Source organism: Solitalea canadensis DSM 3403 (assembly GCF_000242635.2).
In the GTDB taxonomy this organism is placed as follows: domain Bacteria; phylum Bacteroidota; class Bacteroidia; order Sphingobacteriales; family Sphingobacteriaceae; genus Solitalea; species Solitalea canadensis.
This window is the reverse complement of record NC_017770.1, coordinates 1,246,717-1,260,626: the sequence shown is the minus strand read 5'-3', so window position 1 is coordinate 1,260,626 and position 13,910 is coordinate 1,246,717. Positions and strand designations below refer to the sequence as shown.

The 13,910-nt window shown below is 38.2% G+C and carries 9 protein-coding genes; 5 read left to right on the top strand and 4 right to left on the bottom strand.

The window, feature by feature from the left end:
• The first annotated feature begins 149 nt into the window (after nucleotides 1-149).
• The 3 genes from SOLCA_RS05180 (at nucleotide 150) to SOLCA_RS05170 (ending at nucleotide 5,036) form a co-directional block, all read left to right on the top strand.
• A complete protein-coding gene (locus tag SOLCA_RS05180; RefSeq protein ID WP_014679394.1) occupies nucleotides 150-2,237 on the top strand; it encodes an LTA synthase family protein in 2,088 nt (695 codons plus the stop codon).
• Between the two features lie 359 nt (nucleotides 2,238-2,596).
• Nucleotides 2,597-3,655, top strand: coding sequence for a cyclic nucleotide-binding domain-containing protein (locus SOLCA_RS05175; RefSeq protein WP_014679393.1), 1,059 nt, complete (start codon nucleotides 2,597-2,599; stop codon nucleotides 3,653-3,655).
• A 28-nt stretch (nucleotides 3,656-3,683) separates the two neighbouring features.
• Nucleotides 3,684-5,036 carry an anaerobic C4-dicarboxylate transporter family protein gene (locus tag SOLCA_RS05170; protein ID WP_014679392.1) on the top strand — a complete coding sequence of 451 codons (1,353 nt, stop codon included), beginning with the start codon at nucleotides 3,684-3,686 and terminating at the stop codon, nucleotides 5,034-5,036.
• An 81-nt stretch (nucleotides 5,037-5,117) separates the two neighbouring features.
• Here SOLCA_RS05170 and SOLCA_RS05165 read toward each other — a convergent pair whose 3' ends face one another.
• Nucleotides 5,118-5,972 carry an OmpA family protein gene (locus SOLCA_RS05165; protein WP_042479345.1) on the bottom strand — a complete coding sequence of 285 codons (855 nt, stop codon included), beginning with the start codon at nucleotides 5,970-5,972 and terminating at the stop codon, nucleotides 5,118-5,120.
• Between the two features lie 67 nt (nucleotides 5,973-6,039).
• Complete coding sequence (aspA, locus tag SOLCA_RS05160; RefSeq protein WP_014679390.1) at nucleotides 6,040-7,452, bottom strand: aspartate ammonia-lyase; 1,413 nt, start codon at nucleotides 7,450-7,452, stop codon at nucleotides 6,040-6,042.
• Between the two features lie 224 nt (nucleotides 7,453-7,676).
• On the opposite strand from aspA, the gene SOLCA_RS05155 reads away from it, so the two are divergent.
• Both SOLCA_RS05155 and SOLCA_RS05150 read left to right on the top strand, forming a co-directional pair.
• Nucleotides 7,677-8,420: a DeoR/GlpR family DNA-binding transcription regulator gene (locus tag SOLCA_RS05155; RefSeq protein WP_014679389.1), complete on the top strand. Its 744-nt coding sequence runs from the start codon at nucleotides 7,677-7,679 to the stop codon at nucleotides 8,418-8,420.
• Nucleotides 8,421-8,651: 231 nt separating this feature from the next.
• Entirely contained in the window at nucleotides 8,652-9,398 is a 747-nt protein-coding gene (locus SOLCA_RS05150; protein WP_217166172.1) for a DNA alkylation repair protein, read from the top strand.
• Between the two features lie 75 nt (nucleotides 9,399-9,473).
• Here the strand turns inward: SOLCA_RS05150 and SOLCA_RS05145 are convergent, their stop codons facing one another.
• Nucleotides 9,474-12,329: an FAD-binding and (Fe-S)-binding domain-containing protein gene (locus tag SOLCA_RS05145; RefSeq protein ID WP_245536751.1), complete on the bottom strand. Its 2,856-nt coding sequence runs from the start codon at nucleotides 12,327-12,329 to the stop codon at nucleotides 9,474-9,476.
• Between the two features lie 31 nt (nucleotides 12,330-12,360).
• The gene (locus tag SOLCA_RS05140; protein ID WP_014679386.1) at nucleotides 12,361-13,875 is read right to left on the bottom strand and encodes a sodium:solute symporter; all 1,515 of its coding nucleotides are present in this window, start codon (nucleotides 13,873-13,875) and stop codon (nucleotides 12,361-12,363) included.
• Between the last annotated feature and the right edge of the window lie 35 nt (nucleotides 13,876-13,910).

The window sequence follows — 13,910 nt, the reverse complement described above, 5'->3', positions numbered from 1 at the left end:
TTTTTGTAACATCCCTACCTGTAATGCGTATACGTGACAATTATGTGACATTATAACTAACCAACTTCAGTATTCCTTCATAATCTTAAACCACTTTTACCAATTGAAAGGTTGGTATACAATAACCACTTTAAAACTATTAATCACTAATGTTAAAATCATCCAAGCGTTTCACTCCCGTTCTATTGTTAGTTACGCTGATCGTTGTCATATCAATGATTACCCGAACGGTTCTGATTTTTCATCCAACTACAGATTTATCTTCTTCCGGTGGCTCCATTTTCGGAGTTTTTGGCTGGGGTTTGTTGTATGATTTATGTATGGCTTCATTTGCCATCGTTCCTTTTGTTTTGTACACATGGCTTTACAATGACAGTGTTTACAAAAAACCTTACATCTATGTACTGCTGGGAGCAATTCTTTTATTCATCGGAATTATGCTGTTTACCAACTTGATTCCGTCAGATTTCAACAAATTACTCTACAAAATAGTAGTAGGGTATGTAGTTGTACGACTAGGTATTTTTGTTTTACTATGGAAAAAAGGAGAAAGCTTTAGGATAAAGTGGAGAAAAGCAGTTTTAGCCATTGATTTTATTGTTGTTATCTGGCTACTGGTTTTCAACGGAGTAAGTGAATGGTTTTTCTGGAATGAATTCGGAACTCGCTACAACTTTATTGCTGTTGATTATTTGATCTATACGAACGAAGTTGTTGGAAATATAAAAGAATCATACCCACTACCGGCCTTAGTAACAGGAATCAGCATTATCAGCTTGGCTATTTTCTGGTTTATTCGCAAACCATTATTAAGCAGCGTTACTGCTCCATCTACTGTTTTAAAACGAAGCCTCATAGGTGTTGCCCTATTAGCTTGGCCTTTAGCTTCCTATTTTCTGGTAAACAGCGATTGGCGTTCATTTAGTTCAAACACATTTGCAAATGAGCTAGCTGGGAATGGTTTGTATCAATTTGGAGTTGCATTTCAGAACAATGAACTGGATTATAACAAATTCTACAAACAACTTCCGGATAAAGAAGCTTTTGCAATTTTGAGAGGTGAATTAGCTGCTCCGAATGCAAAATTTATAAGTGATGATGTGTTCAATATTGAGCGTGACATAACTTATAATACTCCTGAAAACAAGAAAAATATTGTATTAATAAGCGTTGAAAGCTTAAGTGCCGAATTTTTAAAAACATTCGGCAATACGCAAAACATTACGCCTAATCTTGATTCATTAGCAAGTCATAGTTTGGTATTTACCAATCTGTATGCAAGTGGAACTCGTACAGTAAGAGGTCTGGAAGCGCTTTCAATGGGTATTACCCCTACTCCCGGACAAAGTATGGTGAAACGCCCTAATAATGGTAATATGTTTACCATCGGGTCTGTTTTAAGAAGTAAAGGTTACACCACTCAATATGTGTATGGCGGTTACAGTTATTTCGATAACATGAAAGAGTTCTTCGGAAATAACGGTTATGAAGTAATTGACAGAAGTGCTATTCCACCAGAAAAAATTCATTATGAAAACATCTGGGGCGTTGCCGACGAAGATCTGTTTACCCTTGCATTAAATGTACTGGATAAGAATGAACAAAAGGGCAAACCTTTCTTCACACACATTATGACGGTTAGTAATCACCGTCCATTCACTTACCCTGATGGACGTATTGATATTCCTTCCAGTTCACAAAGTCGTGAAGGTGGTGTAAAGTATACCGATTATGCGATTGGGTCGTTTATTAAACAAGCACAAAAACATTCGTGGTTTAAAAACACCATTTTTGTAATTGTTGCCGACCATTGTGCATCGAGTGCAGGAAAAACTGATTTACCGATCAATAAATATCATATTCCATGCCTGATTTATTCACCAGGGTTTGTTGAACCACGAAAAGAAAATCGTTTAATGGCACAGATTGATGTTGCTCCTACCATTTTAGGATTACTGAACATGGATTACAGAAGCAAATTCTTTGGTCAGGATATTTTCCAAACGGCACCGAGCAGAGCACGCGCGTTCGTAAGTACTTATCAAAGTTTAGGTTATATGAGTACCGATACGCTATCGGTATTAGAGCCCGTTAAACATTCGGAGCAATATATTCCAAACTATAATGACGGCAGCAAAGGGAAAAAGATTACTGATAACGAAGCATTGAAGAAAACAATTGCTTATTATCAATGTGCTTCATGGATGCTTTCCAACAGAAAATACAATTCATTATAAACCAATCCTAATTCAAAAACAAAGGCCAAACTTTCGTTTGGCCTTTGTTTTTGAATTTCAAATGAATGTCAGTTTCCATTCCATAACCACAACAAGCCATCAATAATCAGCTTATTTTTTATTATCAAATGTTTGCGATAACTCCTTAAAATAACCAACACCGATTTAAACATATTCGATTTTATTATTGAGTTTTTGTGCGCCTCAATTTAAAAATAGGACTGATCATAACCAATGACCATACCTGTTGCAGATATCCTTCAATACAATTTTAATTTCTACCAAAACTATTGACCAGAAATTTGTAATTTAAAAAATCAGTAGCAAAATTCTCTGTTGTATTTAGCAGTTTTCTAATTATGCATAAAATTTTAATTGTAACCAATCAAAAGGATACGGATGAAACTATTACTACCATTCTGCTTCTTGAAAATTACAAGGTTACAATTGCCAAAAATGGAAAAGATGCTATTGAAATTGCCACTACCTTACATCCCGATCTTATTTTATGTGAGGTTAAAACAAAAGTGATCGACGGATTTGGCATACTTCACATGATTCGTAAAGAAGTAAAGCTTCAAACAACCCCATTTGTATTTCTTGCTGATAAATTCAATGCCAAGGAATTCAGAATGGCCATGACTATGGGATCTGATGATTATTTACTACGTCCATTTAACAGCAAAGAGCTCATAATGGTGGTTGAAAATAGGCTTCAAAAACATATGATCTATAAAAAAGAAGCATCGATGTTAAGCGAGCATTCATTGGTAGCCATTCATGATCATATGACAGAGGAAATCAACAACCTGATCAAAAACAGAAAAACGATCAGGCTTGTTGCAAAAGAAGTTGTGTATGAAGAGGGAAACACACCAAAGTTCCTTTATTACATTCTATCAGGAAAGATAAAAACCACTAAAACGCATGAGGATGGCAAAAGTCTTGTTTTAGGCTTGTATAATGCAGGTGATTTCTTTGGGTATGTTGCTATGCTTCAGGAAACACGCTACATGGCAACGGCCGTTGTTATGGAAGACGCTGAACTGGCCTTGATCCCCCGACAAGAAGCTGAGGATATATTTAACCGCACGCCTTTGCTTATCAACAAATTTGTGAGAATGCTGGCTAAAAACCTCACTGAGAAAGAAAACCGTATGGTCGGAATTGCTTATGACTCCTTACGTGAAAAAGTGGCCAGAGCATTACTTAACCTTGACAACAAATACCATCAGGATAAGAGTAAACCATTTGAAATTACCATCAGCAGAGACGAATTAGCTTCAATCGCCGGAACGGCCACTGAATCTTTGATCCGGACATTAAGCGATTTTAAAACTGAGAAATTGATCGCAATAAAAAAAGGAAACATCTTAATTACTAATACCGAAAAACTTTCGGCAATAGCCTCTAAATAGAAACCATATTTATCTAAAACTAAACTATATGATTTGGATACAATTTACGATTCTAATCGTAGCAATCTTAATAGGATCGCGCATTAAGGGTATTGGACTGGGCGTGATGGGAATGATCGGCATGCTGATCTTTATTTTATTATTTCACATGCAACCGGCAGAGCCTCCGATTGAGGTGATGTTGATTATTCTTTCTGTTGTATCTACTGCAGCAGCATTACAAGCAGCTGGGGGGATGGATTATCTTGTAAACATCGCAGAAAAGATCCTGAGAAAAAATCCGGAAAAAATCACCTTCCTGGGACCACTTTGTACTTTTGCGTTTACCCTATTCGCAGGAACGGCACATATTAACTACTCCATCCTTCCGATCATTGCAGAGGTTGCAGCTAAAAAGAGGATCAGGCCTGAAAGGCCACTTAGTATATCCGTAATTGCATCCCATTTAGGACTTACGTCGAGTCCGGTATCTGCAGCAACGGCTACCATGGTTGCTATTGTGCGAGATAATGGTTTTCAGATGACCGATGTCTTAAAGGTTGTTATTCCCGCCTCACTCATAGGCATCTTTGCGGGTATACTTTCTGTATTGCGGATGGGAAAAGACCTTGATAAAGATCCTGAGTTCCTGGAAAAACTAAAAGATCCTGAATTTGTAAAACAACTCGAAGAGAGCAACACCTCCTCTGCCGCACCTTTAAAACCTGGCGCAAAATTATCGGTATTATTATTTGCATTGGGAGTGTTATTAATCATTATAGTGGGTGCTTTCCCTGCCATTATGCCAAATTTTGCTGATGTAGAAGGTTTTAAACCGAATATGGTGGTTGGAGCGAACGGCAGCATTCGTATGGCGGCAATGATTCAGATCATTATGCTTTCTGTAACAGCATTAATTATTATGCTTACTAAAACATCTTCTGCTGAAGTTGCGAAAGCTTCATTATTCAGTGCCGGAGCTCAGGCAACTATTTCTGTTTTTGGGGTTGTTTGGATGAGTGCCACTTTTATGGCCGCTAATTCAGCCTTAATTGAAAGCAATTTAGGCAATATGGTTACCAACTATCCTTGGACCTTTGCCATTGCGCTTTTTGTACTTTCAATGCTGTTATTTAGCCAGGCTGCTACTACCAGGGCATTAATGCCATTGGGCGTAACATTGGGCATTTCGACTCCTCATTTAATTGCTATGTATCCGGCTGTTAACGGTGATTTCTTTTTACCAGGTTACCCTACACTGCTGGCAGCTATTCAGTTTGATAAAACGGGGTCTACTAAAATTGGTAAATATTTGCTGAATCATAGTTTCATGCGACCGGGAATAGTAGCCGTAGGTGTTACAGTCGCCGCTGGATTTTTGTTAGCACGCATACTTCTTTAACCTATTTTATTAAAAAAATAGAAACGGCAGGCGAGAATATTCTCACTTGCCGTTCTTTTTATAGAAACGAATGAAAAAAGTTTAAATGGCTGGTTTTTCCAATAATTTGAAAAACTGATCCAATTCAGGAAGAATTACAATCCTCGTTCTGCGGTTTAAGCGTCTGCCTTCATCTGTGGCATTAGTTGTTACCGGAATGTATTCACTTCTGCCTGCTGCAGTCATACGTGCTGCAGGAATTCCATATTCATTATGTAAGGTTCTCACGACTGAGGTGGCTCTTTTTACACTTAAGTCCCAGTTATCCAAAAGTACACCTCTATGGTAAGGCACTGCATCAGTATGACCTTCAACCATAAACTCTATATGAGGTTGATTTAATAATACTTTAGCCACCTTACCTAGTACTTCACGCGCTTGGTTAGTTACTTCGTAGCTACCGGTTTTAAACAATAGTTTATCAGATATATCAATGTAAACTACCCCTTTATCGACCTTTATATCAATATCTTTATCATTCATGTTACCAATAACACCCTTTAGGTTCATTACCAGTGCCATATTGAGGGAATCTTTTCGAGCCGAGGCTGATCGAAGATCATTGATATAGGCATCTTTCGCTCCAATGTTATCCAAGGATTTTTTAATACTCTCTGCCTGAGCGTTAGAAATAACCGAAAGGTCTCTCAACTGATTAAGCATTTGATAGTTACTCGTCTTTTGGTTGTTTAACTGATCATTTAACGATTTGATATTAGACTGATACAAAGCTGATTTATTTTGACAATCTCTCAGCTGATCTTGTGTTTGTGATAGCGTATTTTGTAATTCGGCATTTCTTGCTTCCGAAAGTTTTAATTTTTTAGGTGCCGAACATGATGCCAGCAGCCACACCATTAAGGTGGTTAATGTTATGATTAAATATTGCTTTTTCATTGTGAATAATTTTGACCTAAGAGTAGTTACCGGTGCCGCGGTAATCCGGCGACACCGATGCTCGGGGTTAATTAGCGATAAATTGCGGATGGATCATATTCTCAAACGAATAAATCTCGTCCCATTTGTCCTGAGATAGTAACCCTTTCTCATCAACTACAATCTGATGAACAGATTTGCCTGATTTCAGTGCTTCTTTTGCAATAGCCGAGCATTCTTCATAACCTAACAATGGATTCAGGGAGGTTACAATGCCTACACTATTCATCACCATATCATAACACTCCTTCTCGTTTGCAGTGATACCATCCACACATTTTTCTTTAAGGGAAACAAATGCATTGGCAAGGTAACTCAACATATTAAACAAGCTGAAGGCTATTACAGGTTCCATCACATTTAATTGCAACTGACCGGCTTCTGCAGCCATTGTTATGGTTAAATCGGCACCAATTACATAATAGGCTGTTTGATTCACCATTTCCGGAATTACAGGATTTACTTTTCCAGGCATTATAGATGAACCTGGTTGCAATTGTGGCAAATTAATCTCATTCAAGCCAACTCTCGGACCAGATGAGAGTAACCTTAAGTCGTTACAGATTTTAGAAATTTTAACAGCAGTACGCTTAAGGACTCCCGAAAGAAATACAAATGCTCCGGTATCGGAAGTGGCTTCAATAAGATCTTCAGCAAGAGTTATAGGCAGGTGTGTGATTTTACCAAGGTAATCGGTAACTACTTTTGGATAATTAGCCGGGGCATTAATAGCGGTACCAATGGCGGTGGCCCCCATATTTACTTCTAACAATAGTACCTGTACTTCGCGAATACGTTTTATATCTTCTTTAAGGGTTACCGAAAACGCCTTGAACTCAGCACCTAAACTCATTGGTACGGCATCTTGTAATTGAGTTCTCCCCATTTTCAACACTCGCTCAAATTCAACTCCTTTTTCTGCAAAAGAATTCTGCAGTAGATCAAGGGCTTCCAATAGTTCGTTTACTTTGAAATATAAAGCAATACGAAAGGCTGTTGGGTAGGCGTCATTGGTACTTTGAGAGCAGTTTACATGATTATTAGGATGTAAAAACTCATACTCGCCTTTTTTATGGCCCATGTACTCCAAACCAATATTAGCAATAACCTCATTTGCATTCATATTAACTGATGTGCCTGCTCCACCCTGAATCATATCAGAGGGAAACTGGTCTGCAAATTCACCTTTAATTAACCGGTTACATGCAGCAACAATAGCACTTGCTACTTCTGGTGTTAATACTCCCAATTCAAGATTGGCCATTGCCGCAGCTTTTTTAACCATTGCCATCGATTTAATAAAAACCGGTTCCTTTGATATCGGTAACCCGGTTAGCTTAAAGTTCTCAATGGCCCGTAAAGTTTGGATTCCATAGTATAAATGGTTGGCAATAGTTCTTTCTCCAAGAAAATCATGCTCTGTTCTAAACTCCTGTTTCATAATGTCATTTATTTAACTATCTAATAAATTGATTATTACAGCAGCAAAAGTACGGGCGATATTGTACCTGCTCAATGATGGCGGTCAGGGGTCAAATGATTGTGGTCAGTTAAAAACTTGAGTGAATTATTTTTCTTCAAACTTTATTATCTCAGGTTTTCCATTAAATTTGAGAGATTTTACAGAAAAGTTTAACAATAACGTAGACCTGAATAACCAATAAAATGCTCAAAGAAGAACGTCAGACCTTTATCATAAAGCAAATTAACCTGCACAACAAAGTACTCTCGGCTGATCTCAGCAGACAATTAAACGTTTCTGAAGATACCGTAAGAAGAGATTTGAATGAGCTGGCCGAAAACGGACAGATCATCAAAGTTTATGGTGGCGCACTTTCCAAGTCATTCCACTTCCCGTTCGCTAATAATGACACGTATGCTCAGGACTCTAAAAAGATCATTGCTAAAAAAGCAGTGAATCTTATTAAAGATGGCATGGTGGTACTTGCAGGTGGAGGAACAACCATGATAGAAATTGCGAGAGCAATGCCTAAAAACTTAAAGTGTACCTTCTTTACGATTAGTCCGCTAGTTGCTCTTGAGCTGGTTGAAACGTCAAACAGTGATGTTATTTTAATTGGTGGTCAGTTATCACCTGCGGCTCATATTAGTATCGGTTCACAAGTAATCAATCAACTTTCAGAAATACGTGTAGATTTATGTTTTTTAGGTACAAACGGCCTTTCGCTTGAAAACGGAGTAACTGATTCTGACTGGGAAGCTGTTCAGGTTAAAAAAGCGATGATCAAATCGGCTCGTAAAACTGTTATTGTTAGTATTGCTGAGAAATTAGAATCAACACAGAACTTAAAAGTTTGCGACTTAAACTCTGTGCATTACCTGATAACCGATCTTGATCCTACTCACGGTGCATTAAGTGGTTATTCTGCTTATGTAGAAACTATTTAGTGCAGGAGTATGGTAATATTACCATCTCTTTTTGAGATTATATAACAAGTAACACACCCCTAACCCCTCTCAAGAGGGGAATGCCTATCGAGTGTGTTAAATATCAGTAGAGATTCCCCTCTTGAGAGGGGCTAGGGGTGTGTTGTACATCTTTCATTGTAGCACCCCAACCAGAACATCCTATCTACTGATTTCAATCATCCCTCAAATACTTTTAATAATTAGCTTTGTTTGAAATGGATTTTCATTCCTGACAAAGTTATTTTACCAATGGAAGATCTTATCTCAAACATCCGCCAAGCACTGAAAGATGGTGTTGATGAAAACACCCAAAAGAACAGTCAGCGTTTCTTTAAAGAGAAAATAAACAGCTATGGTGTAAAAGTGCCTGTGGTACAAAAAATAGCTAAAGAGTTCTTCAGCTATCTGAAGGCGAAATCCAAAGCGGAGATTTTTACTTTATGCGAAGCCTTATGGCAATCAGGATATATGGAAGAATCATTCATTGCATGTGAATGGTCTTATAAGCTAAAGAAAGAATTTGAACCGGATGATCTGCTAACATTTGAAAGATGGATCAACTCTTATGTTAGTAACTGGGCTTCGTGTGATACCTTTTGCAATCACACCGTTGGATCTTTTATTGAACAGTACCCCGAATCTGTCAATAAATTAAAAAGCTGGGCAGTATCTGATAACAGGTGGATGAAACGTGCCGCAGCAGTATCACTCATTATTCCTGCCCGCAAAGGGTTATTTCTAAATGAAATATTCTCAATTGCCGATACGTTGTTACACGACAAAGATGACCTTGTACAAAAAGGTTATGGGTGGATGCTGAAAGCGGCCAGCCAGGCACATGAAAAAGAAGTGTTTAAATATGTTATAAGCAAAAAGACCACAATGCCACGCACTGCTTTAAGATATGCAATCGAAAAGATACCTAAAGAGCTGAAAACAATAGCTATGGCGAAGTAGTCTACATTAAAAGGGAGCCCCTTCCTCATAAAAAAGTCGGGGAGGCCCTTGGTTTGATTTAATTGTATAGTATTTTTAAATGCATTCGTCTAGCAAATACACGATTGATTCATAATTTTTGCCTACAGCGTCAGACATGGCCATCTCACATGTTTTACCGCTTGAATAATAACCCTCATATTCGCAACTTCTAACTTCCAGTGCCTCAAAGTGGGTTGCCGACTGTGTTAACTCTGGAAACAAGAACCCTCTGTCGCCAGCCATGCCACAACAGCCTGCTTGCATTGGAACTGTAACCTCGTTAGCTAATTGGTTGGCAATCTTTCTGAACTTACTTTCAATCCCCATTTTCTGCAATGAACAAACCGGATGTAAAACGATCTTGCTTTTCTTTTGCAAAATGGTTGCTTTAGGTAATAAGTAATCAGCGATGTAGTCAACACTGTCGATAATGGTCAGTGCATCAAAACGACGCTTGTTCTCTTCAGTAAGTACGGCCCTGCATCCTTGCAGTGTATGCGTACATGAAGTAATATCCAATACTACCGGCCATTTACCTCCATCGGTCCATTTCCAGATTGAGTCAATGATCTCGTTGGATGTATACTCATATGCCTTAGCGTAGCCTTTTGAAGAATAGATTTGTCCGCAGCAAGAGTTCTGAAGCTTTTCAGGAATAAAGAAATTAATCCCTGATTTCTCCGAAACACTGATAAAGGTTTCGACGATACTCTTTTTATTATCGGCAGAACCGCCCATTACCCGTGAAATACAAGTAGGGAAATAAACAACCTTCTGAGCTTCCGTCTTATTAGCAAAAGGTGATTTATAAGAAACCTCGTGCGCCGTATGCATCTGGTTCGACCATAACGGCATGGCCGGAATAACCTTTTTAACACCTCTTGTTAAATTGATAAGAGTGGAAGGTCCTAATAAACGATTAACCCCGTTACCCGCCTCTAATGCAACTTTAACAACCGAGCTTACGGTTTTAAAGTTTCGTGCTGTAAATAAAGCAATGCTGTTAGCCGTATCACTATGACTTTCGCGACGAAGGCGTTTGATCAGCATACCCGTATTAATATCTACCGGACAAGCAGTTGCGCATAATCCATCAACGGCACAGGTATCCATGCCATCATACTGATATTGCTTCAATAACTGTTTATATGCTTTACCCTCACCTGCTTTTTTAAACTCTTGCAATTTCCTTCTTACAACAATACGCTGGCGAGGTGTAAGCGTTAAATTACGACTCGGGCATTTATGCTCACAATAACCACATTCAATACACTTATCAACTTCTTCTTCTACCTGTGGTAGATCCTTAAGATTTCTGATGTGAGCTTTTTTGTCGGTATTAATAATTACACCAGGATTCAGTAACTGACGAGGATCAATCACCTCTTTCAGTTCTTTCATGATACGGTACAAATCTCCTCCCCATTCGGTTTCAATAAACGGAGCCATATTTCGACCGGTACCATGCTCAGCCTTAAGCGTTCCGTCATAGCGATCAACTACCAAGGTAACCACCTCATTTAAGAAACGATCATAACGTTCAATTTCCGAGGGAGAATCGAAAGCTTGTGTTACAACAAAGTGAATATTACCGTCTTTAGCATGACCAAAGATGATAGCATTGGTGTAGTTGTATTTTGCGAATAACTGTTGCAGATCCAAAATCGCATCACCCAGCTTATCTACCGGAAAGGCAATATCTTCTAATATTACCGTTGTACCGCTTGCACGCACAGCACCTACTGCAGGGAACATGCCTTTCCTAAGTTTCCATAAGAAATCCTGCTCTGCCGGATCAGTTGTAAAGTGAGGTTGATTTACCAGCACAAGGTCGGCCGATAGCGATAAGAATTTATCTATTTTAAGCTGTAACTCATCCTGTGTATTACCCTGATACTCTACCAGCAATGCTGCTGCAGGTTCAGGTAAGGATTTTAGTAGATCCGGAACTCCTTTAATATGCTCAATAGAACGCAGAGATGCTCTGTCCATTAACTCAACTGCTTCTGCACCCGAAACTGTTAACGGAACAATAGCTTTACATGCGCTATAAATATCAGGGAAGTAAATAAGTGCCGTTGCTTTTGAAGGATAATCAGGAATGGTATTCATGATTGCTTCGGCTATAAAGCAAAGCGTTCCTTCTGCTCCGATTAGCAAATGGGCAAGGATATCAAGAGGTTCTTCATAATCGATAAACGAGTTTACTGAATAACCAACTGTATTCTTGGTTTTATATTTACTACGGATGCGTCCTGTTAACTGAGGATCACTTATAATTCGGTTACGAAGCTCTGCCAGTTTCTGATGAATATCAACGCATTCTTCTTTAAACCTTATATAATCTTCTTTGTGTTCAGTTGAAAATGTCTTTCCGTTAGGTAAAATAAAACGGATGTATTTTGTGGTGTGGTAAGAGTTGTTTATAACTCCGCAACACATTCCACTTGAATTATTAGAGAGGATCCCTCCCATCATTGCCGAATTTATACTTGATGGGTCGGGTCCTATTTTCTTCTTATATTTTTTCAAGTGCGCATTTACGATCGCTCCAGTAATACCGGGTTGAACGCGTACGGTTTCTCCCTCTTGCTCTATCTTTATCTGATCCCAGTATTGACTAAGATCTACCAGAATACCATCCGTAATTGCTTGTCCGGATAAACTTGTTCCTCCCGTACGAAAAGTTAAGGGGATATTGTTGCGATGAGAAAACTCAAACAACTGCTGTATCTCCTGCTCCGAAACAGGTAGCACAACCGCCTTTGGTTGTAAATGATAAAATCCCGCATCTGATGCGTAAGCAACCAGATCAATAAGTCTGCTTTTTATTCTTTTAGGTGGAAGAATAGTTTCTAAAAGCTTTCCAACATCCATAATTTCTTTTTTGATTACATCGATTAATTTCAATCACGAAAGCTATCGCGATAGGCAACACCGATTATTGTACTTCAACCTTTTCGCTCGCAACAGCAGCAGTCTGATGATCTTGTTGGTTAACAAGTTTAGCAGAGATCAACAACAACAGATAAGTAATCAATGCATTAACTACAATTAACTCAAATCCAATGGTATATCCAAACCATGATAATGAGTTTTTATCAATTATAAATGAAAGTATTGGAGATGCAACACAAATATAAGGAACTAGCTTATCCTTGATCTGCATTTTAGTGATCATTCCAAAAGCAAACAATCCCAGTAATGGGCCATAAGTATACCCGGCAGCTTTAAAAATAGCGTTAACTACTGAATCATCATTAATTATTTTAAAGCCAATAACAACCAATAACATCACAAAAGAAAAACCAATATGCACTCCATGACGAGTTCTTACAAGTTTGGCGTCTGCCTGGTTTTCTTTTTTAGAAAAGTTCAGGAAGTCGACACAAAAAGAAGTGGTTAATGCAGTTAAGGCTGAATCGGTAGTGGCAAATGTTGCCGCTGTTAATCCTAGCATAAATATGATTGCCGGAAATATACCCAAATGATTAAGGGCGATTTCAGGGAACAAATGATCAGGTGTTCCTAAAGATTTAACATCGATATTATTAGCTCCAGCAAATGCATACAATAATGCGCCAACACTTAAGAAAAAGACATTCATGATTACAAATACACTAGTAAAAGTGAGCATATTCTTTTGTGCTTCTCCTATGTTTTTACAGCTTAAATTTTTCTGCATCAAATCCTGATCAAGACCTACCATTGCAACGGTAACAAACATACCGCCCATAAACTGCTTTATAAAATGGTTCTTACTTCCAAAGAAATCTTCCCAGAAGAACATTTTTGAGTAGGAACTATTTTTGACAGTTTCGAACGTTTGAACGATGTTCAAATCGAGGCTCGTTGCAATAAAGTAAATGGATAAAACTACCGACAATAGCATGAAAACTGTTTGTAGAGTATCCGTAATAATAATCGTTTTTAATCCTCCCTTAAAGGTATAAGACCAAATTAAGAGCAAACAAATAATAACGGTTATGGCAAAAGGAACATTCCATGCATCAAAAATGAACTTTTGTAGTACAATAACCACCAGGTACAAGCGAAATGCAGAACCTATTACCCTTGAAATCAGGAAAATCATTGCTCCCGACTTATAACTCCAAAAACCAAATCGCTTTTCGAGGTAGGTATAAATTGAAATAAGATTAAGGCGATAGTAAAGCGGAAGCAATACAGTTGCAACAAGAATGAAACCCACCGCATTACCTAAAACAAACTGAAAATAACCAAAACTGCTATTTTGTACGGCTCCTGGAACGGAAATGAATGTTACACCCGACAATGCGGTACCTATCATTCCGAAGGCAACAAAATACCACTTCGAATTTCTGTTGGCAATAAAGAATGTTTCATTATCTGATGAACCTTTTGAGGTTACATAAGATATAACTATTAACAGGGCAAAGTAGCCTATTAAAAACGATAGTAAAGCTAATGACGACATAATGGTTTGGTACTGACTTAATCAATAATTTCTAA

Coding starts and splice junctions, on each gene's coding strand:
- SOLCA_RS05140 (WP_014679386.1), bottom strand. CDS start 13,875: ATGTCGTCATTAGCTTTACTATCGTTTTTAATAGGCTACTTTGCCCTG.
- SOLCA_RS05155 (WP_014679389.1), top strand. CDS start 7,677: ATGCTCAAAGAAGAACGTCAGACCTTTATCATAAAGCAAATTAACCTG.
- SOLCA_RS05175 (WP_014679393.1), top strand. CDS start 2,597: ATGCATAAAATTTTAATTGTAACCAATCAAAAGGATACGGATGAAACT.
- SOLCA_RS05180 (WP_014679394.1), top strand. CDS start 150: ATGTTAAAATCATCCAAGCGTTTCACTCCCGTTCTATTGTTAGTTACG.
- aspA (WP_014679390.1), bottom strand. CDS start 7,452: ATGAAACAGGAGTTTAGAACAGAGCATGATTTTCTTGGAGAAAGAACT.
- SOLCA_RS05170 (WP_014679392.1), top strand. CDS start 3,684: ATGATTTGGATACAATTTACGATTCTAATCGTAGCAATCTTAATAGGA.
- SOLCA_RS05165 (WP_042479345.1), bottom strand. CDS start 5,972: ATGAAAAAGCAATATTTAATCATAACATTAACCACCTTAATGGTGTGG.